At 56.2% G+C, this 24,106-nt stretch carries 18 protein-coding genes; 13 read left to right on the top strand and 5 right to left on the bottom strand.

The window, feature by feature from the left end:
• Positions 1-790 precede the first annotated feature (790 nt).
• The 11 genes from tilS (at position 791) to AC6T8Q_RS08430 (ending at position 13,447) form a co-directional block, all read left to right on the top strand.
• Positions 791-1,798, top strand: coding sequence for a tRNA lysidine(34) synthetase TilS (tilS, locus tag AC6T8Q_RS08480; RefSeq protein ID WP_500678662.1), 1,008 nt, complete (start codon positions 791-793; stop codon positions 1,796-1,798).
• A gap of 140 nt (positions 1,799-1,938) precedes the next feature.
• Positions 1,939-5,205 (top strand): hypothetical protein, encoded by a 3,267-nt coding sequence (locus AC6T8Q_RS08475; protein ID WP_500678661.1) that lies wholly within the window; start codon positions 1,939-1,941, stop codon positions 5,203-5,205.
• A 77-nt stretch (positions 5,206-5,282) separates the two neighbouring features.
• Positions 5,283-5,609 (top strand): hypothetical protein, encoded by a 327-nt coding sequence (locus AC6T8Q_RS08470; protein ID WP_500678660.1) that lies wholly within the window; start codon positions 5,283-5,285, stop codon positions 5,607-5,609.
• 24 nt (positions 5,610-5,633) lie between these two features.
• On the top strand, positions 5,634-6,398 hold the full coding sequence (locus AC6T8Q_RS08465; protein ID WP_500678659.1) for a lysophospholipid acyltransferase family protein: 765 nt from the start codon (positions 5,634-5,636) through the stop codon (positions 6,396-6,398).
• Between the two features lie 55 nt (positions 6,399-6,453).
• On the top strand, positions 6,454-7,686 hold the full coding sequence (xseA, locus tag AC6T8Q_RS08460; RefSeq protein WP_500678658.1) for an exodeoxyribonuclease VII large subunit: 1,233 nt from the start codon (positions 6,454-6,456) through the stop codon (positions 7,684-7,686).
• 26 nt (positions 7,687-7,712) lie between these two features.
• Positions 7,713-8,084, top strand: a complete 372-nt coding sequence (xseB, locus tag AC6T8Q_RS08455; protein WP_500678657.1) for an exodeoxyribonuclease VII small subunit — start codon at positions 7,713-7,715, stop codon at positions 8,082-8,084.
• Positions 8,085-8,093: 9 nt separating this feature from the next.
• The gene (locus AC6T8Q_RS08450) at positions 8,094-8,978 is read left to right on the top strand and encodes a polyprenyl synthetase family protein (RefSeq protein ID WP_500678656.1); all 885 of its coding nucleotides are present in this window, start codon (positions 8,094-8,096) and stop codon (positions 8,976-8,978) included.
• Positions 8,975-10,873, top strand: coding sequence for a 1-deoxy-D-xylulose-5-phosphate synthase (gene dxs, locus AC6T8Q_RS08445; protein ID WP_500678655.1), 1,899 nt, complete (start codon positions 8,975-8,977; stop codon positions 10,871-10,873). The genes AC6T8Q_RS08450 and dxs overlap by 4 nt, the downstream gene beginning before the upstream one ends.
• Before the next feature lie 202 nt (positions 10,874-11,075).
• Positions 11,076-11,483, top strand: a complete 408-nt coding sequence (locus AC6T8Q_RS08440) for a transposase (RefSeq protein WP_500678654.1) — start codon at positions 11,076-11,078, stop codon at positions 11,481-11,483.
• Between the two features lie 194 nt (positions 11,484-11,677).
• A complete protein-coding gene (locus tag AC6T8Q_RS08435; RefSeq protein ID WP_500678653.1) occupies positions 11,678-12,544 on the top strand; it encodes an NAD(+)/NADH kinase in 867 nt (288 codons plus the stop codon).
• A 33-nt stretch (positions 12,545-12,577) separates the two neighbouring features.
• Positions 12,578-13,447, top strand: coding sequence for a hypothetical protein (locus tag AC6T8Q_RS08430; RefSeq protein ID WP_500678652.1), 870 nt, complete (start codon positions 12,578-12,580; stop codon positions 13,445-13,447).
• Here the strand turns inward: AC6T8Q_RS08430 and AC6T8Q_RS08425 are convergent, their stop codons facing one another.
• From AC6T8Q_RS08425 to pyk, 3 genes are all read right to left on the bottom strand, one after another.
• Positions 13,448-13,822, bottom strand: a complete 375-nt coding sequence (locus tag AC6T8Q_RS08425) for a hypothetical protein (protein WP_500678651.1) — start codon at positions 13,820-13,822, stop codon at positions 13,448-13,450.
• Between the two features lie 24 nt (positions 13,823-13,846).
• Complete coding sequence (locus AC6T8Q_RS08420) at positions 13,847-14,215, bottom strand: hypothetical protein (protein WP_500678650.1); 369 nt, start codon at positions 14,213-14,215, stop codon at positions 13,847-13,849.
• Between the two features lie 313 nt (positions 14,216-14,528).
• Positions 14,529-16,112: a pyruvate kinase gene (pyk, locus tag AC6T8Q_RS08415; protein ID WP_500678649.1), complete on the bottom strand. Its 1,584-nt coding sequence runs from the start codon at positions 16,110-16,112 to the stop codon at positions 14,529-14,531.
• Positions 16,113-16,311: 199 nt separating this feature from the next.
• On the opposite strand from pyk, the gene AC6T8Q_RS08410 reads away from it, so the two are divergent.
• A complete protein-coding gene (locus tag AC6T8Q_RS08410) occupies positions 16,312-17,139 on the top strand; it encodes an SDR family NAD(P)-dependent oxidoreductase (RefSeq protein ID WP_500678648.1) in 828 nt (275 codons plus the stop codon).
• Between the two features lie 73 nt (positions 17,140-17,212).
• Here the strand turns inward: AC6T8Q_RS08410 and AC6T8Q_RS08405 are convergent, their stop codons facing one another.
• A complete protein-coding gene (locus AC6T8Q_RS08405; protein ID WP_500678647.1) occupies positions 17,213-20,794 on the bottom strand; it encodes a PQQ-dependent sugar dehydrogenase in 3,582 nt (1,193 codons plus the stop codon).
• Positions 20,795-21,264: 470 nt separating this feature from the next.
• Between AC6T8Q_RS08405 and AC6T8Q_RS08400 the strand changes: the two genes are divergently transcribed.
• The gene (locus tag AC6T8Q_RS08400; protein WP_500678646.1) at positions 21,265-23,295 is read left to right on the top strand and encodes a GGDEF/EAL domain-containing response regulator; all 2,031 of its coding nucleotides are present in this window, start codon (positions 21,265-21,267) and stop codon (positions 23,293-23,295) included.
• A gap of 161 nt (positions 23,296-23,456) precedes the next feature.
• Here AC6T8Q_RS08400 and AC6T8Q_RS08395 read toward each other — a convergent pair whose 3' ends face one another.
• Positions 23,457-23,777, bottom strand: coding sequence for a polyhydroxyalkanoic acid system family protein (locus AC6T8Q_RS08395; protein ID WP_496921717.1), 321 nt, complete (start codon positions 23,775-23,777; stop codon positions 23,457-23,459).
• Between the last annotated feature and the right edge of the window lie 329 nt (positions 23,778-24,106).

Genomic DNA, 24,106 nt, shown 5'->3' with positions numbered 1-24,106 from the left:
TGCGAAATCTCGCGACAAACACTTCGCGTGTGATGAGAAGTTCACGAAGAGCGGCAGCAAAGGGATGCAGCCAAAACCAAAGTCTCGATAAAGCCGAATTTTATAGTCGTCGTGGAGCGAGTGGCGGGGAGGTTGCAACAACCGGTCCCCAAGAAACGCCGACAGCCCGTGCTACGCCAGGTCCAGAGAGACCCTGTCCAGAGAGAACCTCTCCGTAAGGGGGCGGACGTCGAACCGAATTCCAGGACACTAACGACCACGCCATGGCGAGTTCGTCGAGCCAAGAAGCGTTCAAACGCACACAACCCTCGAGCGCGATCTTCCCCACTCCGGCAAGCTGGGTCAACGATGCACGTGTTAGCAACACGGCACCCAACCCTACTCCGGCCAAGGTCAAGCAGATCAGCAAAATCTGGCAGAACTCGAGCATGTCAAATGAACAACAAAAAAACCAGTTTCAATCGAGTACTTCACAGCACTCTTCAAAAACGACACAAATCACACGATGCTTCGGCGGGTGGTCATTGCTAACTCACTCGGTCCAAAACGCATATTATAGTCATGTGCGATTGGGCCATCGGTGGTGAGATTTCAGGCAATTCGTCCGAAAAATCAGGCCTCCGAGGGCTGGAGCGATATGATAACAAAATCTTCATTAACTGCAACCCAGCCAACCCTTTACACCAATCCAGCCAAGTTACAGTTTAGGATTTGCGTAAGCTGGCGATGAGTTTGCCGGCTGCACCCACGCGAGCTACTCGCCTCATAAATTCAATTGAAACCGTTTTCCGTGACAACTCTCCTGAATAAGTTTGACGACTGTCTGCCCCCCTCAACTTGGCGGGACGTACATGTTGCTGTCGCCCTTTCCGGGGGCGCCGACAGCGTGGCTCTCCTCCGCGCAACCAGCGAACTCAAGCAAGCCGCGGGTGGCAAAGGGGAACTCTTCGCGCTGCATGTGAATCATCACTTGCGCGGTGGTGAATCCGATGAAGATGCCACCTGGTGCCTGCGTCTGTGCGAATCGCTCGCGATTCCACTGGAAGTTCTCAATGGCAATGTGGCCGCACGAGCAGAAGCGGAGGGCGATGGCCTGGAAGCCGCTGCACGTGATGTACGATACACATTACTCACTGAGGCGGCGGAAGCACGCGGCGCCCGTTATCTTTTCACGGCCCACACGGCCGATGATCAAGTGGAAACGGTGTTGTTCCGCTTATTACGCGGCACAGGCCTGCGAGGCTTATCGGGTATGAGCCGTCGCCGACCGCTCAGCCCTGCGCTCACGCTTGCGCGGCCTCTGCTCAATTGCACTCGTGTTGAGATCATCGATTATCTCACTGGCCTCAACCAAGATTTTCGTACCGACAGCAGCAATTCAAGCCTTAGGTTCGCTCGGAATCGCATCCGCCAAGAATTGCTCCCTATTTTGCGGAGCGAATATGCCGCGCAAGTGGATGACACATTTCTCCGCTTGGCCGATCAGGCCCGCGAGCTCGATGAATTCGTCACCACGCAAGCTGGGCATCTTCTGAGTTCTGGCGCCGAACGAATTCTCCCCGGCGAGTTTGTTATCCGCACCACTGAAATTGCGGATCAGCCCGCGATCTTGATCGCTGAGGCCCTGCGACTCGCTTGGCACGAAGCCGGCTTGGCCGAGCAGGATATGACCCACGTCTGGTGGACTCAGCTAGCAGAACTAGCAACTTCCTCCACGAAGAGCCAAGTCGTCAACCTGCCGGGCAATGTGCGTGGTGAAATTCGAGATGACCTGCTTGTTGTCCGACGGGTCGTATAGGCTAGCTAACTCGGTGCATGCACTGCGGCGTAGCACTGCTATCACCGCCTCAAAATTGCCTTGACCCCCTTTCTGACGGCCAACTACTATTCCGCTCCCAAACTGCGCAACTACGGAAAGCTACGAAGGCTTTCGCGCGAGTGCGCTCACGCACGTCTGACAGTTATTCAAGGGCCCGTCTCATCCTCTGCCGGTTGATCAACACCTGTTGGTACTTCTTTAAGCTCGGCATCGCCATCATGGTGATGATCGTGGTGGCGGTCGGGTTTCATTTTTACTCGCGCATGGATCATGAGATCTGCCGCCAAGTTCAACAAACGCTGGCCAAGCAGTTTCCACATTTGAATGTGAGCGTCGGAGCGGCACGGCTTGTGGAAGACCGCGGCATCGCGATTCACGATCTGGTGATATCCGAAACATCCGCCAATCGCTTGCAAAGCAATCTGCTGGTCGTCGACGAGATGATGCTCGATTGCGACGTGCAACTCACACAACTGATGAAAGGCCGACCGGCGATTCGCCGTGTGATCGTGCGTCATCCTCAAGTCTGGATTTCGCGCGAATCCGATGGCAGCTTCAATCTTGGTTCGCTCTGGCCACCACCGCAATGTGGCGATTCACCGCCACAAATCCTCATCGAAGATGCCCGCATCACGCTGATCGACCGTAAGAATCCTCAAGCCGTGCCGATTGCGCTGCACGATGTAAATCTGACCATCCAAGCCAAAGCTCACAATGCTCCAACTGATGGAGCCATGCAAGCGCGCCCAGCCATTGCGATTTGCGAAGTGCATGGCACTCTCGGCGGGCCGCACTTTGAAGAGGCCGAATTCAACGCGATTTGCAACTTAGCCGAACAATCAATAAGTGGGACCGGCAAGTTCACCAAACTGAAACTTACCAAAGAGTTGTTTTCCTGGGCCCAAGCCTTCGGCGGTCCGCAACTCGCGCAAGTTGAACTCCAAGGCACGCTCAACGGCGAATTCTCGGCGAGCTATCAACTCAATTCAACGACTCGCCCCCAAGTGGAAGCGAAATTCGCCCTCGAGGACGGACGGTTCAAACATCCACGGCTCCCACGCGCTCTCACAGACCTCTCCTGTGAAATCCGCCTGCAAGGCGAATCCACATTCATCGATGGCCTGCGCTGCAACTGCGGGTCGAGCGGCTTGGCGTTGCAATTAGAACGCCGTGGCTGGCAAGCGAGCGCCCCGATGAGCATGTCTGCCCGGGCGGAGAACTTTTCGCTCGACCAGAAAGTCTACGAATCGCTGCCCCCCGCCCTCCAAGAACAATGGATGAAGTACAAACCAACCGGCGTGGTCGATGCCGATCTCCAAGTCACGTTCGACGGATACGAGTGGCGACCACAAGCGATGCTTACCGGTCGCAATTTGGAATTCGAGTCCGACAAGTTTCCTTATCGAGTCAATAACGGTTCCGGCACGCTAGGCTACGTTCCCAAGACCGCGAACGAACCGGCGGTCGTCACGATCGACCTTGTCGGTTACGGCGGCGGGCAACCCTTGCGATTCTCGGGGCAAGTCTTTAACCCCCAACCGGGCGCGCTCTTTTGGGTCGAGGTCACTGGCAGCAATGTCGAAATCGAAGACCGCATGATCGCGGCCCTTCCTGAAAAAGCGCGGCAGGTCATCAGTTCACTTCATCCCGAAGGACGATTCAACGTCCGTTGGCGAATTGACCGCACGCTCCCAGGCCAGTTAAAGCCCTATTCATCGATGCGATTGGAATTGGTCAACTGCCGCGTCAATTACGAAAAGTTTCCTTATCCCTTGAGCGGCATCCGAGGAGTCATTCTCTCGGAAGACAATCGTTGGCAATTCCGCGATTTGGTTTCAGGCGGTTCCCGAAACATTGCTTGTGAGGGCTCACTACTCCCAACCGACAACGGCAATGAGTTGTCGCTGCAATTCGTGTGTAAGGAAATTCCGCTCGATGACGATCTTCAGCACGCACTTCCTGATTCTGTGCAGAAGGCTTGGACCGAAATTCGACCGCGCGGGCGAGTTGATCTCGTCGCCGAAATTTTTCATTCCACGGGATTACCCAAGCCATCGATTCGCGTGGCGATGACCCCACGGCCTGATTCCACCAGCGTCGAGCCACGTTTCTTCCCCTATCAAATGAACATCATTGATGGCTCGTTCACCTATCAAGATGGCCAAGTGACGATGACGAATCTCAGCGCCACGCACAGCCGCACGACAATCCACGCCAACGGCGGTGGCGAGTTCCGTCCCGATGGCAGTTGGTATGTTCAGTTTGAAAACATGACCGCCGATCGCCTGGCGGCAAAGCGCGATCTCCTCGAAGCACTTCCCCAAAGTTTGCAGCGGATCGTCGACCAACTCCGCCCGACTGGCAACAACTTTGCCATCAACAACGGCAATCTCAAATTCTCCAAGCCCGCCGATCCGCTGCAGACCGTGACATCGGAATGGGACGTCCAGCTCGATTGCCATCAGACCGATATTCAAGCGGGCATCGATCTTCACAACATTCACGGCTCGGTCCGGCTGATTGGCTTTAACGACGGCGCGCGTTGCGAAACCTTTGGCGAACTGGATATCGACACGCTCACCTTTCAGGACACTCAATTCACTGAGGTACGCGGCCCCCTGTGGGTCGATGCGTCAAGATGTTTGCTCGGCCAATGGGCCTGTGAAAAACAGGGCCTTCCTATTCGGCACATGACGGCCCGTGTCTACGATGGCACCCTCACGGGCGATACCTGGGTCAGCTTCGAGGAACTTCCTAAGTACCGAACCGATGCCACGGTGACGGGCGTTAATCTCGCGCGGCTGATGGTCGAGCGCTTTCACAGCCAGCAGGCCTTCACGGGCAAGCTCGGTGCGAGTTTGAGCATCTACGGCGAAGGTCGCTCGCAGCATTCGCTCAAAGGCAACGGCGAAGTAAAAGTCACCGACGCCAATATCTATGAATTGCCGGTGCTGGTCGGACTCTTGAAATTGTTGCGCAACGGCACGTCCGATACCACGGCGTTCAACCGCTGTGAAATGAAGTTCCAAATCGATGGCCGGCACGTCAATCTAAGCCAGCTCGATTTCATCGGCGATGCCGTCAGTCTGTATGGCACGGGCACGACCAACTTCGATCAGCAATTGAATCTCGCCTTCCATGGCGTCCTAGGACAGAACAACGCAAAGCTCCCGATGGTCAAGAATTTCATCGACCGCACGGGCGAGCAGTTCATGCAAATGTATGTGGGGGGCACGATCAGCAATCCCCAGATTCATACTCAACCCCTGCCGGGAATCAACAATCTGATTCAACAGATTCAAACGGAACTCGACTCGGGAACAACCGTCCCCGATGTGCGGCAAGCGGAACGGACTTCACCGGCAACGCCGGTTGTAGGGAGATAACACACATCCACCATGATTTTGCAAGCTATGATTGTAAGGAGCAGGTAACGATTTAAACCGATGTAGGAGCCAATCCTATGAACGTGGTACCAATGGGCGGAATCTTCGCGGGCGCCGCGGGTGCGCCACTCGCGCAAACCGCGGGTTCTGAGACCGAACGCACCCAGCGCGACGGCGTGATACGCGAACGGCGTATCGCGACCTCACAAAGTGCCGAGATGGCCGAAGGAATTGGCACCACCGACGAAGATCAAGAAACCTCGGAACGTGATGCCGACGGTCGGATGTTATGGCAACAGCACGATCCGCAGAACGAACTACCGAATAACGACGAACACCACTTGACGCGCCAAGCCAAGGACACGACAGGCACAAGTGGCAACTCACTCGATTTGACAGGTTGAAAAAACAGCAAGGATGCATTCACAATGGCCAATAAATTCTCAACGGGGCTCTTCGGCCTGCTCTCGGCACAAGCGATCCGTGCGTGGATGAGCACTCACGATTACCGTGCTTTTTTCTACGATCCCACGACTGACCCAAGGCTGGGGACCGACGAGCCACGCATCTATCTGTTTTGGCACGAATACATCTTGGTCCCGCTTTACCTGCGTGGCCATTGCGATTTGGTCATGCTCTTGAGCAAACATCGTGACGCCGAAATTCTGTCGCGCGTGGCCCATCACATGGGGTTCGGCTGCATTCGTGGTTCGAGCAACAAAGGGGCCACCGCCGCCTTGTTGAAAATGCAAAGCCGCGGCAAGAATTCTCACATCACAATTACACCCGACGGGCCACGCGGACCGCGCCGGCAAATGGCCCAAGGGGCCATCTTCCTCGCCACCAAGACAGGCATGCCGATCGTGCCGATGGGTTTTGGCATGTCTTATCCCAAACGGGCCAAGAGCTGGGATCAATTTGCGATGCCGTTACCCTTTTCCCGAGTGCGCTGCGTGATCGGCCCCAAGATTCATGTGCCGAGCAACCTTTCCCGCGACGGGATGGAAGCCGAACGTTTGCGAGTCGAAAAAGTCATGAACGATCTCACGCTTGAGGCAGAACTTTGGGCCGAGCAAGGGGGCACGCGTGAGGGTGACCGCGCCGAAAAACGCAAGGCCCGCATTCGTCAGACCACGGCACAAATTTCCAAACCGCAAATCGCCATCGCAGAAGAAACCCGCCGCAGCGCGTGAAGGTCTGATTCTCTAACGGCTTGCGCACATACCTTGGAGCCGCTAGAATGCGGCGATGCCCAAGACCCTTGCCAACGATGCTTCGATCACTGAGCGCGTGCTGAGCGTTTCGCAGTTTACCGCACAGCTCAAGGGTGCGATCGAAACGCAGTTTTCATCCGTCTGGATTGCGGGGGAAATCTCGAACTTCTCGCGGCCCCAGTCGGGGCACTGCTATTTCACGCTCAAAGACGATGCGGCCCAACTTCGCGCCGTCATTTGGCGTACCGCCGCGAGCAAACTCAAATTCGATCTGCACGATGGGCTGGAAGTCGTCTGCCGAGGCGCGCTCGACGTCTATCCGCCCCGCGGTAGTTATCAGATGGTCGTCTCCGAGATCGAACCGCGCGGCATCGGCGCTCTTGAACTGGCCTTGCGCAAACTCCGCGAAAAATTCGCCGCTGAAGGTCTGTTCGACCCTGACCGCAAACGGCCACTCCCCGCGTTTCCCCGTCGCATTGGTTTCGTCACAAGTCCCACTGGCGCGGCAATTCATGATTTTCTGCAAGTGATCAAACGCCGTTGGAGTGGCGTGGAAGTTTATATCTTCCCCACGCGTGTGCAAGGCACCGGCGCGGCCGAGGAAATCGCGGCTGGCATCCAACTAGCCAACAAAATGCAACCGCCGCTCGATGTGTTGGTCGTCGGTCGCGGCGGCGGAAGTCTCGAAGATTTGTGGTGCTTCAACGAAGAGCCCGTCGTCCGTGCCATCGCCGCTTCGCACGTGCCAACGGTTTCCGCCGTGGGACATGAAATCGACGTCACGCTCGCCGACTTAGTGGCCGACGTGCGAGCGCTCACGCCCACCGAAGCCGCCGAGCGAGTCGTCCCTTCATCGTCGGATGTCTCCGCGCTCGTGCAACTTTACAGCGATCGCATGCGGCGGTCTTTATTTCTGCAAGTCGCCAACTATCGCCAACGGCTCGACGCGCTGGCCAGCCGCCCTGCCCTGGCACGTCCGATGGATGCCATCCACAATCAAAGCCGCGTGGTGGATGAACTAAGTTCGCGACTGCACAACACCATCCGCGTCAATCTTCGCGAGCAACAACAAAAGTTAGTAGCCGTCAGCGGCAAGCTCGATTCCTTGAGTCCCCTGGCGGTTCTAGGACGGGGCTATAGTCTGACGCAACATGCCGACAGTGGCAAATTATTAACGACGACCAAGCACCTGAAATCGGGGCAGCTGATTCGCACGCGGCTGGCCGAAGGATCGGTCGTGAGTACCGTGACAAAGATCGAAGATTAAACGAACCGACGACGAGGAGTCTGAGCGTGGCCAAGAAAAAACAAAATGACGACGATGCAGAACTATGCTTTGAGGATGCACTCAAAGAGTTGGAGACCATCGTCGTCAAGCTCGAAGGCGGCAAACTGGGCCTCGAGGATTCGCTCGAACAGTACGAGCAAGGCGTGCAACATCTCAAGCAATGTTATCAACTGCTCCGCCACGCGGAACGCAAAATCGAGCTCGTCAGCGGACTCGACGCCGCGGGAAACGCCAAGACCGTCTCGCTGGATGACGACGATGACACCTCGCTGGCCGCCAAAGGCGAGGCCCGCAGCCGCCGTCGCAGTACGGCCGAAAAGGGCTCTAGTAAACGGCCCGCCGCTGGTGAAGTGGACGATGAATCCCCGCTCTTTTAGAATAGAGTGATGAGTATCACCACCCCACCAGCCGGCGTATCGTCGTTTCGCGATCTGATCGAGTCGGCTCTTGCGAATAGCGTTCAGCTTTCGTCGGATTGTCCTGACCGTCTCCGCGATGCCATTGAATATAGCCTGCTCGCGCCGGGCAAACGCTTACGGCCTCAATTGGTGCTGATGGCTTGCGAGCTTTGTGGCGGCAATGTTCAGCAAGCGATCCCCGCAGCGCTCGCCGTCGAAATGATTCATGCCTATTCGCTGGTTCATGACGACCTGCCCGCCATGGACAACGACGACCTCCGCCGTGGCCGCCCCACCTGTCACAAGCAATTCGACGAAGCAACGGCTATTTTGGTCGGCGATGCTTTGCAAGCCCGGGCATTTGAAATGGTCGCCCAAGTTCAGCCCCCCGAAATTGCCGCCCGCTGTTGCGCTGAGCTCGCCCGTGCGGTTGGATCAGAAGCGTTGGTCGGTGGGCAATCTGCCGACCTCGCGAGCGAATTCCAAGAATGCACACTCGCCGAGCTGGAAGCGATCCACCGCCGCAAAACCGGAGCCCTGTTCCGCGTCTCCTTGCGGCTGGGGGCCATCATTGCCGATGCAACCGATCAGCAACTCGCGGCACTCGAAGATTATGCCGACAATCTGGGACTAGCCTTCCAAGTCGTCGACGATCTGCTCGACGTATCGGGCAACGAGGGACACATGGGGAAACGGTTGGGCAAGGATTCGGCCAAAGGCAAGAACACCTATCCGGCGATCCTGGGCGAAGCGGCGAGTCGCGAGCTGGCCGAGAAACTGATTGAACAAGCTTGCACCGCACTCGAGATTTTTGGCGATAAAGCGACGGCTCTGCGTGAGCTAGCGATTTTTGTGAGGCATCGAAATACGTGACGCAAACCATTCTTCCGACGATTTCCGAACCGGCCGACATGCAAAAGCTGTCGCTGCCGCAACTCGAACATTTGGCAAGCGAAATCCGTGAAGTGCTCTGCAACTTGATTGCCTGCCGCAGCGCGCATTTCGCTTCCAATTTGGGCGTCGTCGAATTGTGTATCGCTCTGCATACGACGTTTGATTTCCGCCGTGATCGCCTCATCTGGGACACGGGGCATCAGATTTATCCCCACAAGTTGCTCACTGGCCGCTATCCCGAGTTTCAATCGATCCGCACCAAGGGGGGCCTGATGGGTTACCCCAACCCTGCGGAGAGCGATTTCGATTTATTCATGACCGGTCACGCAGGTTCCAGCGTATCGACGGCGCTGGGACTAGCCAGTGGCGATGATTTGCTACGCAAGGACGAAAAGCGCCACTCCGTGGCGGTCATTGGCGACGGGGCGTTTCCTTCCGGCGTGGTCTTCGAGGCGATGAACAACGCCCGTCGGCAGAGCGACAAACTGCTCGTCGTGCTCAACGACAACCGCATGTCGATTTGCCCCCGCGTCGGCGGCGTGGCCGATTATCTCGACCGCCTGCGGATGAATCCCATGTACACCGGCTTCAAGGATGAAGTCGCCAAGATCTTAAGCCATGTGCCGCTCTTGGGTGATCCCACCGAGCGGTTCCTCGTACAACTCAAAGAAGCCGCCAAGGCAGGCTTGAGCGGCGGCATGATGTTCGAAGATTTAGGCTTCCGCTACGTGGGCCCGATTGACGGCCACAACATCGGTCTGCTGCGCAAGTATCTTAAAATGGTGAGCCGCATCGATGGCCCCGTGTTGCTGCACGTCGTTACGGAAAAGGGCCACGGTTTCCAACCTGCCGCCGAAGACCCGGTGCTGTACCATGCTCCACCACAGTTCGAGGAGCGCAGCGGACGCCAAGTCACACTTAAGAAAAGTTCTTCGCGTTCGTACACGCACGTTGCGGCCGAAGCGATTGAAGATCAACTTCGTAACAACCCTCGCGCGACGGTCCTCACCGCAGCTATGTGCCAAGGCAACAAGCTCGAAAAAGTCCGCGATGCGTTTCCCGAACGATTTTTCGACACGGGAATCTGTGAGTCCCACACCGTCGCCTTCGCAGCCGGACAAGCCAAAGTTGGTCTGCGGCCGATTGTCGATATTTATAGCACTTTCCTCCAACGGGCTTACGACCACATCTTCCAAGAAGTCGCCCTGCAGAATCTCCCCGTGACGTTCATGATGGATCGTGGCGGCTTGGCGGGCCCCGACGGCCCCACGCACCACGGCGTGTTCGATTTGGGCTATTTGCGGGTCTTTCCGAATATGGTCGTGATGAGCCCGGGCGATGCAACCGAACTCCCCAAGATGCTCGACTTCGCCGTGCAGTTCGATGGGCCATGCGCGATTCGCTATCCCAAAGCGACGGCCACCGAAATTGTTCGCGAAGCCCCCGCCATCGAACTCGGCAAAAGCGAAACACTCCGCTGGGGCGTCGACGGATGTTTGATCGCTTACGGCCCGCTGCTCGCCAGGGCCATCAAAGCGGCCGATCAATTGTGTGCCGATGGCCTTGATGTGGGCGTAATCAATGCCCGCTTTCTCAAGCCACTCGACACGGAATTGATCCTCAAAGCAATCCGCGAATGCGGCTTTGTCGTCACGCTCGAAGAAGCAACGCTCGCCGGTGGATTTGGCAGCGCCGTCTTGGAAGCCGCCGCCGACGCCCACCTCGACGCCAGCCGAGTGCGCCGCTTGGGCATTCCCGATATCTACGTCGAACACGGCGAACGGGACGAGCTCTTGGCCGATCTAGGCCTCGACGTGGAAAGTATTGTCGCGACCTGCCGAGAATTAGCGGCGAATAAGGTCCTGCACACTTAAATCATTTACAGAGGACAAAAGTCAAGACGATTACGTGGTATAATCTTCCTGATTTGATTTTATCACAAACTCTGGCATCAAGTTTCTAGTTCCATGCCCTGAAAGGGCATAATTCAATAGCCCAGGGCGCAGCCCTGGGAAAACCAAGCACCATCAAGGTAGCCCTGAAGGGGCTAGATACTCGGCCGTATGGGTACGCCACATGCCACAATCACTATCCAATGTTCTTTTACACATCGTCTTTAGCACAAAGCATAGACATGCATGGATAGACGCAGTAATCGAAAACGAATTGTTTCCTTACGTTGCAACAATCTGTCGAGAACACAAATGCTTTAGCCATCAAGTCGGTGTCACCGACGACCACATTCATATTGCATGCTCCCTGTCTCGCACGATTACCGTTGCAGACCTAGTTCAAGAACTCAAGCAAAGCACCTCGAAGTGGATCAAAACAAAAGGCACAAAGTACCAGAACTTCGCCGGCAAAACGGGTACGGTGCTTTCTCCGTCGGACAATCACAGCTTGAGGATTTGTGCCGATACATCATCAATCAACGAATTCATCACTCTAAGGAATCGTTTCAAGATGAGTACCGAAAATTGTTGACCCTTTACAAAATCGAATCCGATGAGCGCTACGTTTGGGATTAACTATCTTGCCCTTACAGGGCGAACTTGACTTTTCTGCTTGAATACCCAGGGCTGCGCCCTGGGCTACCATATCGAGCCCTTACAGGGCAAATTCCATCGTCTCGCCCCCCTCCTCTCCCCGCTTTTCACGCCGGCTGGTATGCTAAGCCTATGACCGCCGCCCAATCAACTGTCCGCCCTCGTGTGCTGATGCTCGCCGATGCGAATCGCCCTTCGATTCGTGAACGCGCGCTCGAACTCCGTCCCCTGGTCGAAAAACACGCCGAAGTGGTCGACCTCATCGACGACTTCACGGCCACCGATGTCGAAACCGACAACATCGACTTCGCGATCGTCCTGGGGGGCGATGGCTCGATGCTACGGGCTGCCCTGCTGTTGGGTTACGAGCAACTTCCCATCCTCGGCGTGAATCTTGGCCGACTGGGGTTCCTGGCCGACTTGCAGCCCGAGCAACTCCCCGAAGTTCTACCACGCGTGGCGGCGGGCGAATATCGCGTGATTTCGCATCTCATGTTCGAATGCGAAGTCGAACGGAACGGCAAAATCCTCGAACGCGCGCTCGGACTTAACGAAGTTTCGGTGCTAGCAGGCCCACCGTTCGCGATTCTCGAGATCCAGCTTTACGTTGACGCTGAATTGGTAACCACTTATAGTTGCGACGGTTTGATCGTGAGCAGCCCCGTGGGTTCGACGGCTCACAACCTGTCAGCAGGAGGCCCCATCCTCCGCAAAGACTTGCAGGCATTTGTGATCTCGCCGATCAACGCCCACACGCTCACCAACCGCCCCGTGGTCGACTCCGCCGAGCGCGTGTACGAATTGCGTGTCCCCGCCCCGCTGGAAGGAACAGCATTGGTGGTCGACGGCAAGATTTTGTGCCACCCCGAAAGCACGGATCGAATTCGCATCACGCGCAGCGATGCCCAGTTCCAACTGATCGAAATCGCCGGCTATGGTTACTACCGTACGCTTCGTGAGAAGCTTGGCTGGGGTGGTCGATTGAAGCTCGACGAATAAACATTTATCACCACTTTTCGCATAGGTGCAAGGATGCCCCACTTCAAGACCCTACTTGCTGGTTGCTTGATTCTGTTGATTTCGCTGACGGTGCGCGCTGCCGAGGAATCGTCCGAGCAAAAGGTCGAGCTCACATACAAATTTCGTATGGGTGAAGTTTTACGCTACAGCGTGAAGCACTCGGCCGACATCGAAAGCACGATCGAGGGCACCAGCCAGCAAGCCGAAACCACCAGCGAATCAATCAAGGCTTGGAAAGTGACCGACGTTTTGCCTAACGGTGAGATCGAATTCGTCCATCTGGTCGAACATGTGCGGATGGTCAACCGTGTCCCCAACCGGGCGGTGACCGAATTCGATAGCGAGCGCGACAAAACCCCTCCACCTGGATTCGAGCAAGCCGCCCGCGCCGTGGGCGTGCCGCTGTCGGTAATTCGCATCAAGCCGAGTGGCGAAATCGTCAATCGCGTGGTCAAGCATCCGCAGCCGGAAGTCACCGACGACATGCCGATCACGCTGCGACTCCCCGAGAATCCCGTCGCGCTCGGTGAAGAATGGAGCGAAAGTTTCGACGTATCCGTCGACACCAAAAGCGGTGCCAAGCAACAAGTTCGTACCCGTCGAGTCTGCAAGCTCGATACCGTGCAGAACGGGATTGCCACGATTAACGTGGAGTATCAAGTGCTGACACCCGTTAGCGCCTTTGTTGAATCGCAGCTCGCAGAACGGATGGCCAAGGGAACCGTGCGCTTCGATATCGCCAAGGGTCGCATCGCTTCGCAGCAAATGGACGTCGATCGCCGAGTGCTCGGCTTCTCAGGAGATTCGAGCCTAATGCACTTCGTCTCACGGCTCGAAGAACGATTGCTCAAGCCCCAAGATCGATTGGCAAAGAAGCCGTAATCAAGCGGCATCCGCCTCCAACCATTCTTCAGCTTTCGCTACGTCGATAAATTTTCGCGCGTTGTAACCTGCGTTACGCAGCGCGATCACTACAAAATCGTGAGAACAATCGTCGGGACTCAACAAAAGTGCCGCCTTGGTGGATCGCTTAATACCCAACTCTTCGAGTTCCTTGTAAGCCAAGTCATAGTTTTCCGCCACCGACGAAACATTCCTTGAATCTCTCAAGTCAAATAAAACCGATTTCACGCCAGTTTCATCGGCAAATGCTTCGGTACTCAAAGCGATTTGGTGAGAAATTTCGGGAGTAATCAGTCCACTCACTCGCACATACTGATACTTTCCAGAGTCGACTAACGAAAGCTCGATTGGCATGAGCCCACTCATATCAAGGTCGGATTAATCTTCTTCCAGCCAGGCAATCGCCTCGGCTTCATCAGAAAACATGCGCAGATTGTAACCCGCGTTCTTGATCGCCGTCGAAGCAAAGTCATCGACGGTATCCGTGGGTAAGCGCAGCGAAGCAATTTTTGTCGAACGGTCGATCTTCAACTCTTCCATGTCCTTGTAGGCCAGGTCGTAGTTGGCTGCGACGGACATCATATTGGGCATCCCCCGCGGATCGATGAGACGGTGACGGATCCCAGTCTGATCGGCCAATTCATCCAGTTGACGAATCATCTCAAAAACCACCTCAGCGGTAACCGGCTCATCCACGCGGCAGACGAGATACTTGCCAGACGGGCCAATTGTCGTGGTAACGCTCATCGCGATGACCTGGAGGGGAGCTTTGCGATGCAAGGGAGAGGAGGGATTCTTATTACAGAGGAATTATAGCTTAGTAAGAAGTTTCCAGCCTGTCAGCAGGGTCATACATTACAAATTCTGGCAACCGCTTCCGCTCAGGCCCTAACTCTAGATTTTGCGCAGAAGGATATTACGTGTTATGCAAACACGACCTTGCAACTTGGAAATGCACGCCACCTACACAAGGCGGATTATTCGTAAGCGCGCTTACTTTCCGAGGAGAAGAGCATTTCTGCTACAAGCTGCGAGCAAGAACCGACCACCCACAACTGCTTCATGCGGCAGGCGGTGGTGTGCAGGACACTTCGTGGACCATTACCACATCATGCGCGGCGCTGCCCATCTTGCCTGCCTGGGCGGTCAAATGCGACCCACCCACTACGACAATCCGGTCGCCGTTCACTGTCAAACCCACGCGGCAGGTCCAGTCTTCGATTTGCTTGATCAGCTGTTCGACGTTCTCCGCCGGTGCATTCCGCAGCGGTGTCACGCCCCAATAAAGACACATTTGGCGAAGCGTCGATTCTTTGCCGCTCACACCGACGGTCGGCACAAAATTCCGTAGTTGCGACAACGCTAACGCCGTGCGACCCGAATGGCTCGCCACGACCACCAGTTTGGCTTTGAGCGTATGAGCCATCGTTCCCGCGCCACGCACCACTGCACTGGTCACTTCATGCAGGCCATCAACTTTTTTCTTGCTCGGAGCACGCAGTGGTTGATCGAACATGCTCGCCTCGGTCGCCAGCGCGATGCGATTCATCATCTCGACGACTTTGTGAGGGTGCTTGCCAATCGCCGTTTCCCCTGAAAGCATACAAGCGTCGGCTCCATCCAGAATCGCGTTCGCCACGTCGGTCACTTCGGCCCGCGTCGGCCGCTGCGATTCGTGCATGCTATCGAGCATCTGTGTGGCGATGATCACCGGCTTGTGATACTCCTGACACATGCGAATGATCCGTTTCTGAGCGATCGGCATTTCGGCAACGTCGATCTCAACACCCAAGTCGCCCCGCGCGACCATGATGCCGTCCGATTCCATGACGATTTCTTCCAACCGTTCAAGCGCTTCGCGTTTTTCGATTTTGGCAATCACGCGAGCCTGTGAACTGCTCGAACGCAAAATATCTTTCAATGTCCGCACTTCGTCGGGCGAACGCACAAAGCTCAAGCTCACAAAGTCGGCCCCGGCCTTGGCAGCCCAAATTGCATGCTGATGATCCTCGACGCTGATCGCGGGGGCACTCAGTCTAACTCCCGGCAAATTGATACCTTGCCGACTGCGAATGATCCCCTGTTGCAAAACCCGCAACCGCGCGCGATCCGGCATCAATTCTTCGACGACCATGCTGACCGTGCCGTCGGCGAGCATCACCTGATCACCTACCGTCAGTTCATCAATGAGTGGTTCGTAACTGGTCACCAATTCGTGGGGATCGGTCGGCTCGCTTTTGACGAAAAAGAATGTCTCATCACGTTGGCAGAAAATATGGTCGTTGGGGAGTTCGCGCAAACGGAACTTCGGCCCCGCCAGGTCGACCAGGATCGCCAGCGGCTCGTTGATGTCTTCGCTCACCTGGCGAATACGGTTAACGTGCTCCTGCTGCACCTCGGGACCACCATGGGCCATATTTAAACGAAAGACCTTTGCCCCCAGCTTCGCCAAAGCTGCCAACTGAATTGGCTCGCGGCACGAAGGCCCAACCGTCGCCACGATCTTCGTACGGGCGGTTTGAATTCGTTCAAGCGGCAAATCGTACTCGTCCATAAGATGCTCTATCTGGTCTAGGCCGCCGGTGAGATTCGTCAGGTAGGAGGGGGACGTGCCGGTGGGCACGTGGTTGGTCGTCGTCGCCATTATTGTGGCCCTAAGTCGCCGTCAAGGGAATATGTTTCGTCTCACACGGGGTGGCCACGTCGGCGACAATTTCGTGGTGAACACCTCCCCAAGCCTAGGTTTCTTTATGAAAGTCCTAGCGCATGTCGCATTTTGCCGCTAGACAAGCGAAACTTTGCAGACATCATTAGCATTACAAATAGTACAGACGGAACTTATTGTGGCCGCAGCCGCAAGCGACATGAATTATTGGGAAAATAAAATTGGCTTGGTAACGGGAGCCTCGGGCGGCTTGGGGCTCGCCATTTCACGCGCGCTCGTCAGTCACGGCGCGACTGTCTTGATGAATGCACGAAGCGCTGGCCCACTTAACGAGGCCGTCGATCTCTTGCAAGCTACCGGCGGCCAAGCGTTCGCGCTGCCAGGGGACGTTACCGTGCAAGACGACGTCGATCGCATCGCCGAAGCCGTCCGCACACAATTCGGCGGGCTCGACTTCTTGTGCAACTGCGTGGGCCAATCCACCCGCTCGGCAATCCTGGAAACAACCCCCGAAGATTTTGAGCACCTCTGGGATGTCAACTTTCTGACCATGGTGCGGATGACCCGCGCGTTCGCTCCCACGTTGATCGAACGCCAAGGGCATCTCGTCAACATCAGCTCGCTCGCGGGCAAAATCGCGACTCGCTACTACGGCAGCTACCCCGCCACGAAGTACGCCGTGAGCGCTTATTCGCAGCAGTTGCGTTTAGAACTAGGACCGCAGGGGCTGCACGTGCTCTTGGTTTGCCCCGGCCCGATCACACGCAAGGAAGGCGCGCCGCGTTACCAAACTCCCGAGAACCTTCCCGCAGAAGCCTCTCAACCCGGGGGCGGTGCCAAGATCAGCAGCCTCGACCCCGACGGGCTCGCCGAGCAAATTCTCACTGCTTGCGAACGGCGCGATCCCGAGTTGATCGTTCCTGGCAAAGCCCGCCTCTTGATGGCACTCGCTGCGTTGTCACCAAAGCTTGGCGATTGGCTGCTCAAGAAAATGACAAGCAAGTAAGAATCGCTGAACACTTATCTTCGCTAACCTCCACTAATAATTTATTAGCGTTGATTAGTGGTAATTAGCGTTCCTAAAAATTCCGACGACGTTGTGTGACAAAACCGACCAGCATTCCTACCAAAACCAAACTCGCCGGTTCTGGCACATTCAAGACAGCGAGCGGTAGCAAAACGTCTATGCCATAGTTCTCTTCCCAAGAGGAGAGATCCTCGGCACTGAACGGATTCGGCGACCCACCCCGCTGCCAGGCGAGAAAATCACGGCCGTCGACATCCAAATCACCGTCGAAATCACCCGGCAACAGATACACGACCAAACCTTCGCGCAATTCACCTTCCCCGGCAAGCAGGAATTCGAACGTCAGATCACGCTGCCCACCCAGCACATAAATTTCGCCCAGGGTATAGCTCGTATTCTCATCAAAAGTCGTCGTACCGAGGTCCTGTACTTCCGTGAGGCGGTTCATCTCTTCTTCCGGCGGAGTGGCAAACCAATCACCGTCGTCGATTCCCTGCATCTCGAAGGAATTCCATCCCTCAAAATTGAGTGACCCCAATGGCGATGTGATCGTGTAAGCTTCCACCTCTTGCGAGAACGGCGTTTCATTGCGAACCACGGCTTCGCCATTCGCTAGATTGACCGTCATCACTATCGTGTCACGCACCTGCGACTCGCCCGTGTACACCACGTTCCCCAACACCTCTACACCGTCAGCGGTTTCAAACACAAACGCCACGTCCTCCCCCGCGGGCGTCTCAAAGGCAAACAGCTGTGCGTCGTAGGCATCCCCCAAATCGGCGTTCGTCACGCCTGTGAAATTGAGCGAGCCCGAGGCATTCTTCTGAATGGCGTATTGCGATGTATTGCCACCCCCCAGATTCCAGCCCGCACCCAACGCTTGAAGCTCTAACGGGGCAATCGAACCCGAGGGCGAAGTCACCGACAGATAGTTGATCGCAACATCTTCGCCCGACGAATTGGAAATCGTCATATCCCCCGTGCCGCGATCGATCGTCAACGTCAACCGATCTACGTCGGGCACGCTGTTAGTGACCAAATACACTTGTCCGGTTGACTTGCTGGAAATGAACATCTCGCCGTTGGATCCGCGCCCAAACCGGCTGTCGTTCCGCGAAACTTGTAGCAGCGAGTTCATGTCGTCCGCCGTGCGGTCAACGTCGCCGTCACCGTCCACGTCGAGTGTCAAATGCAATCGCTGGATCTCCGCCTGCGATAAAGCCGCCGGCAATTCGCCATCGGCCAGCTGCGTGTGCGCGCCGAGCAATTCATCGAGTGCCGACTGATAGACCCGACCATTGGCGTTGGCGTGATCGAGGAAAATATATTGATCCTGAAGCTGAGGATCCGAATTGTTTTGAATCGTGAACCCACCCGCGATGGAAACTCCCGCGAAGCCGGTGCCGAACGACGTGTCGTGATCGTACTGGGCCGCGGGATAGATAAAGTCGTTCAGCTGCCACTCATTGGCCGGCAGCGGTTGAATCCCCACACCGACACCATAACCGCCAGAACCTGGCAACTGGACCCAAGTCCCTTCGCGGCTCGACCAGCCATAGTTCCCGCCGTTCTGAAGGACATTCACTTCTTCGATGTTATCCCGCCCCGGCTCGGCCACAATGATATGCGTGTCGCCATTGTCATCCCGCGCGAACGACAAGTGATGCGGGTTGCGATGCCCCAGCGTATAAATCTCTGGCAGATAACCCGGTTGCCCCGCCAACACATTCCCCGGCGTCGTGTAGCGGCTCGGGCCATCCTGCAGCGGATTGATGCGCAAAACTTTCCCTAACGCATTATCCGGCGCACCGCCACCCACGGTCGTCGAAAACTGGCTGCCGTCGCCGTGAGCGATGTACAGCAATCCATAATCGTCATCCCCCGGCTTGGCAAAATTATTGAAACTCATCTGCTTGACCGGATGATCGAACACCGGCATCTGCACGCGAAACAACTCGCGATAGCCGCTGACCTGATTCGCTTGCCGGTCATAGGTCCATTCCGCGACCAAACTTTCCGCGGCGGGATTGGCGAGCGTCGTCCCCAAATAATTCAACCCCGCGACGCCGCTTGGCGAATCCACCAACGCCGACGTATAAAACTTGCCATTAAGCGCGAACTCGGGATGAAACGAAATATTCCGCAATCCGCCGTGCGTGGAGTTACTGTTATCAAGCACAAACCCGTTATTCGGATTCGCAACGAATTGGCTTACCGCCGTGTTGTAGTTGAAAAACGACGAAACACTCACGCCCCCCACGCCATTGTCACGGAGCGAATAGATATTGCCGTTCTGCGTCGTGACGAACAAATCTTCATTGCCGGTGTTCAAGGGTTGGGTCGTCATCGAAATAATTGGCGAGGTGGGAATGCTGGCGTAGCGTTTCATCCGCAGCGTCGCACCAGAAAACGTCGTGATCGGTCCCGTCGGATGCGACTGGGCATGAAGGCTCTGCGCGGCTCCCATTAAAAGCAGCACCACAACCAATGAACTCTTTTTTCCGCCATAACCGCCGGCGCAAGCCGGTGGTCTTCGCAATAGTAACGGAAGTCCCATCAGCAACAGCACTACGCCTGTTGGTTCCGGTACCAACAATCCACCCGACGGCGGTGGATCAAAACCCGCGACCCGCGCTGGATCGTCTTTCAACAACCGATAATCTGCGAAATCCACCGTGCCGTCGCCGTTGAGATCTCCGTCGTCATATTCCCCGGCCTTGAACAAGTTGGTGCTCAAGATTCGCATGTCGGTCGAATTGCACACCCCGTTGCCGTTGATATCGCAAGCCAGAAAGTTGTCGAGTACCACGTCGCCAAACCGCGTTCCGACGCGCAGCTCGTCAATCGAGAAATCGAAATTGGAATCCGAGGTAAACCGCCCCACCCCCAATCGATCGGCAAAGAAATCGAACCCCGCGAACGTCACGCCCCCCGTGGGATCATCAAGCGGCGACGAATAACTTGGATTCTGCCAAACCGTAATCGCATCGCCACCCGCGGCAGACGAAAGATCGAACTTAATCACAAACAGATTCACCGCCGTATTCCGCGCCCCTAAGGGTGAAGCCAACGAAGAATTCTGATTGATGCGAAACCCAAACGTCGAACCACCCAGAAAATCCGATTGCCCCACGCCGAGATGGAACGTGCGGTTGCCGTCGCTATTCCCGCCGTTGTGCATCTCGAAGGCAATGTAATTGTTGTTGCTCGAGGCAGAGTTTTGGTAAAGATACGACAGATAAACGGTTCCGTTATAGGACGATTGAAACGGATTGGTCGCGTTGTCCAGCAGCCGATGCACGCGGTTGTTGTTCGTGGGGCTAAACAAGCTTCCCCCCGACGAACTCGGATACGTGCCGTTGCTATAAGAAAGCGAACCAGCGTTCACGTTCATCGCGCTACCATTGCTCGAATACCACGCCCCACTAAATCCCGCCACGGTCGGATTCTGCCCGGCGAGTCCCAGCGAAGTGTTGTACTGACCGCTCGCGGGACTACCGCCCGTCAGGAATTGCTCTTCGATAATCAGATAGCCGTGCACGCTCGGCAGTTGCCCGAGGCAAGCACTGATCGCTAAGACCCCCACGGCCACCCAATGGTGCCATGCCGTCGTGGATTGAGACACCCAACTCATGCTGCGTTTCCTCAAAAGCGAATTCGCCAACAAGGCTCGTCCTCGCGGCAACGAATTTAGGTTCATCACGAAAAGCGGAAAGACAAGCTCCCTTAAGAGGCCTTCATTCTAAGCCAATCTCCTGGCCAATAGAACGAAACGGCGCCGGTTTGAATCGGTTTTTTGCGCGAAATACGCACGTTTTTGAATTCGGTGAGCCCTCCGCAACGCCCGCCGCGAACCACGGGCGGAAAACCGCTGCAATCCGCACACCCGTTTTAAAAAGTGCGACCACCTCCCGCCTACGGGCAAATACTTAGCTGCAACGTACTTTTCGCATCCCACCAGCCGCGGCAGGCCCATTCTCGCAACTATGTTTGGACAGATCGTGGCAACTTCGCTCCACGAAAAGACCTTACTGTGAAACGAGATCCCGAGCGATCACTCCACGGCCCATGACATGCGCCGCGCGGCCCACCGCGACAGCATTTATGACCAAGCAATTCAAAAACCGCCGCATCCTGATCGTTGACGACAACGAGGCGATTCACGCCGACATTCGTTCGATCTTGGAACCCCCGCGCGTGAATGCCGAACTCGATTCTCTCTCGGCAGCTTTGTTCGATGATGCAATTCCCGTCAGTTCGCACGCGGTAAAGTACGACATCGAATCCGCCTATCAAGGCGAAGATGGTTTCAACATGGTCTGCCAGGCCAACGCGGCTGGCAATCCCTATGCGCTCGCTATCGTCGACGTCCGTATGCCTCCCGGCTGGGATGGCATTCACACGATTCAAGAATTGAAGCGGCTCGATCCCCTCCTGCAGGTCGCCATCTGCACGGCCTATTCCGACTATTCGTGGCAAACGATCCTCGACAAGTTCGGTATCAACGATTGGCTTTTGATTCTCAAAAAGCCGTTCGACGTGGTCGAGGTGAAGCAGCTCGCTTGCTCGCTGACAGAAAAATGGAATCTCTCCAAATGGGTCGCGATGCGGACCGTCGAACTCGAACAAAGCCTCGAAGAACACGCCCAGAAGCTGGAAATCGCCAACGGCAAGCTCAAGGAGCAAGTCCAATCGCTGGCCGATGCCAACACGCATCTCTCGCGCGAGATGGAAGCTCGCCGCGAAGCCGACGAACGCATCCGCCACATCGCGTTTCACGACGCGCTCACCGGCCTGCCCAATCGCATGCTGCTCTCCGACCGCATCAACGAGTGCATTGAACGCAGCAAACGGCAACAAGACTATCACTTCGCACTGCTCTATTGCGATCTCGATAATTTCAAAATCGTCAACGACAGCCTCGGCCACCGCGTGGGCGATCAATTGCTCACGCACATCGCCGAACGGCTTCGCCACGCCCTCCGCACGACCACTCGCGACATTCGCGGCGGCTACGACGTTGTTTCGCGCTTGAGCGGTGACGAGTTTGTTGTGCTCTTGGACAACATTATCGGCGAAGAGCACGCCATGCAGATTGCCGACCGCATCCGCGAAGTGGTTTGCCAAACTGTCAAAATCGATCAAAACGAATTGCTCCCCAGCATCAGCATCGGCGTGGCCATCAGCAACGGCGAATACGACGACGCGACCGACATGCTCCGCGATGCCGACACGGCTTTGTATCACGCCAAGGATTTGGGCAAATGCTGCGTGTCGATGTTCGACTTGAACATGCGCACGCAAGTCACCCACCGCATGAACTTAGAAAGCGATCTCCGCCGCGCGATCGAAGAAGATCAATTCATCGTGTACTACCAGCCGATCGTTTCGCTCATCACGGGCGAAATCGTCAGCCTGGAAGCGCTCGTCCGTTGGCAGCATCCGGTGCAAGGATTGCTTTCGCCGGATGCGTTTATCTCGGTGGCCGAAGAGACCGGCATGATCGACGCGATCGGCGAGAGCGTCTTCCGTCAGGCCCTCGACCAAGTTGGCCATTGGCGCAACACGCTCTCCGAAGCCCGCGATTTGAGCGTCAGCATCAATCTCTCGCCCCGGCAACTTCGTAATCGTCGCATCGTGAACCTGATCGACGAGTGCTTACACAACCACAACTTCGACCCCTCGGCGCTCAAGCTCGAAATCACCGAGTCGGCCATGATGACCGATCTCGCCATGGTCCGCGAAATCATCGAAGACATTTCTGCACGTGGCATCGAGTTTTATCTCGACGACTTCGGCACGGGCTATTCGTCGCTCAGCATTCTGCACACGTTGCCGTTCTCGACGATCAAGCTCGACCGCAGCTTCGTGAGCAATTTGGACAAAGAACTCGAAAGCCCCACGACGGTTCAAGCGATCGTCATGCTCGCCAAGAACGGCGGCGTGAAGCTCGTGGCCGAGGGGATCGAAACCTACGAGCAATTGTGCCAACTCCGCGAGCTCGATTGCGAACTCGGCCAAGGCTACTTCTTCTCCAAGCCACTCCCCAAACGCGACATCGAAGACCTCCTGCGCAAAGGCACCCGCCACCTCGTGCAAGTCGAAACGAACGCCCCCATCACGGCGTCGATCTAACAGTGTGGCACGAGTCTCCGACTCGTCTCTGTAGCTGACCTCTCCGAGGTCGGATCATCCGTCATTCCCGCGCAGTGCTTGCCCTCACGAAGGTGGGGGCGGGAATCCAGGCCCCAGCCCCAAGTCCCCAAGTCCCCATCCCCTAATCCCCAGCCCCCAACTTACTTCTTCTCCAACAACTGCCGACTCGTCTCCTTCAACTTCCCCGCAATCCGTTCGGCCAGCGCTGCCAATATCGCCGGCAAATCCACTTCGATCCGCAGCGCATCGTCGGACACATCCAACCGGCCGGTCATTTTCTGCCCGAGCGAGCTCGCCTCGAAGTGGAGCCGATCCCCTTCCCACCGCTGTTGGCAAGCGACCATCCCCTTCAAGCCGCCGGTCATCTGCTGCTGAAGCTGACCAAACCCCTCAGCAATCCGCCGCCGCGCTTCCTCGCGGCCCAGCTGATGGGGAACACTCACGGTAACAGGTCGCGACACGGCGTTTACTTTCTGCATGCGAACGAACGTTGATGAAGTTGGAACGACAAGAATAGTACGCAGTTGCGAGCGACGAGTCACGAGTTGCGAGTGGCGGGTGGCAGGTGCCGAGTTGTCAGTTGTTAGCCGCGACGTGTTCGGGCACCGACGCGCAGCGTTGGTCGGCAACGCGGAGCGGTTTCCCAGTGTGGCACGAGTCTCCGACTCGTATCGGTGGCTTCCAGCCGCCGCCTGTGGCCGACCTCTCCGAGGTCGGATCCTCCGTCATTCCCGCGCATGCGGGAATCCAGATCCAGGGATATCGCCACCACCGGAATTCTTTACTGTGA

Origin of the sequence: Bythopirellula sp. (assembly GCF_041737835.1) — a bacterium.
In the GTDB taxonomy this organism is placed as follows: Bacteria; Planctomycetota; Planctomycetia; order Pirellulales; family Lacipirellulaceae; genus Bythopirellula.
Note: the sequence above shows the minus strand (reverse complement) of the source record. Positions and strands in the feature narration are given on the sequence as shown.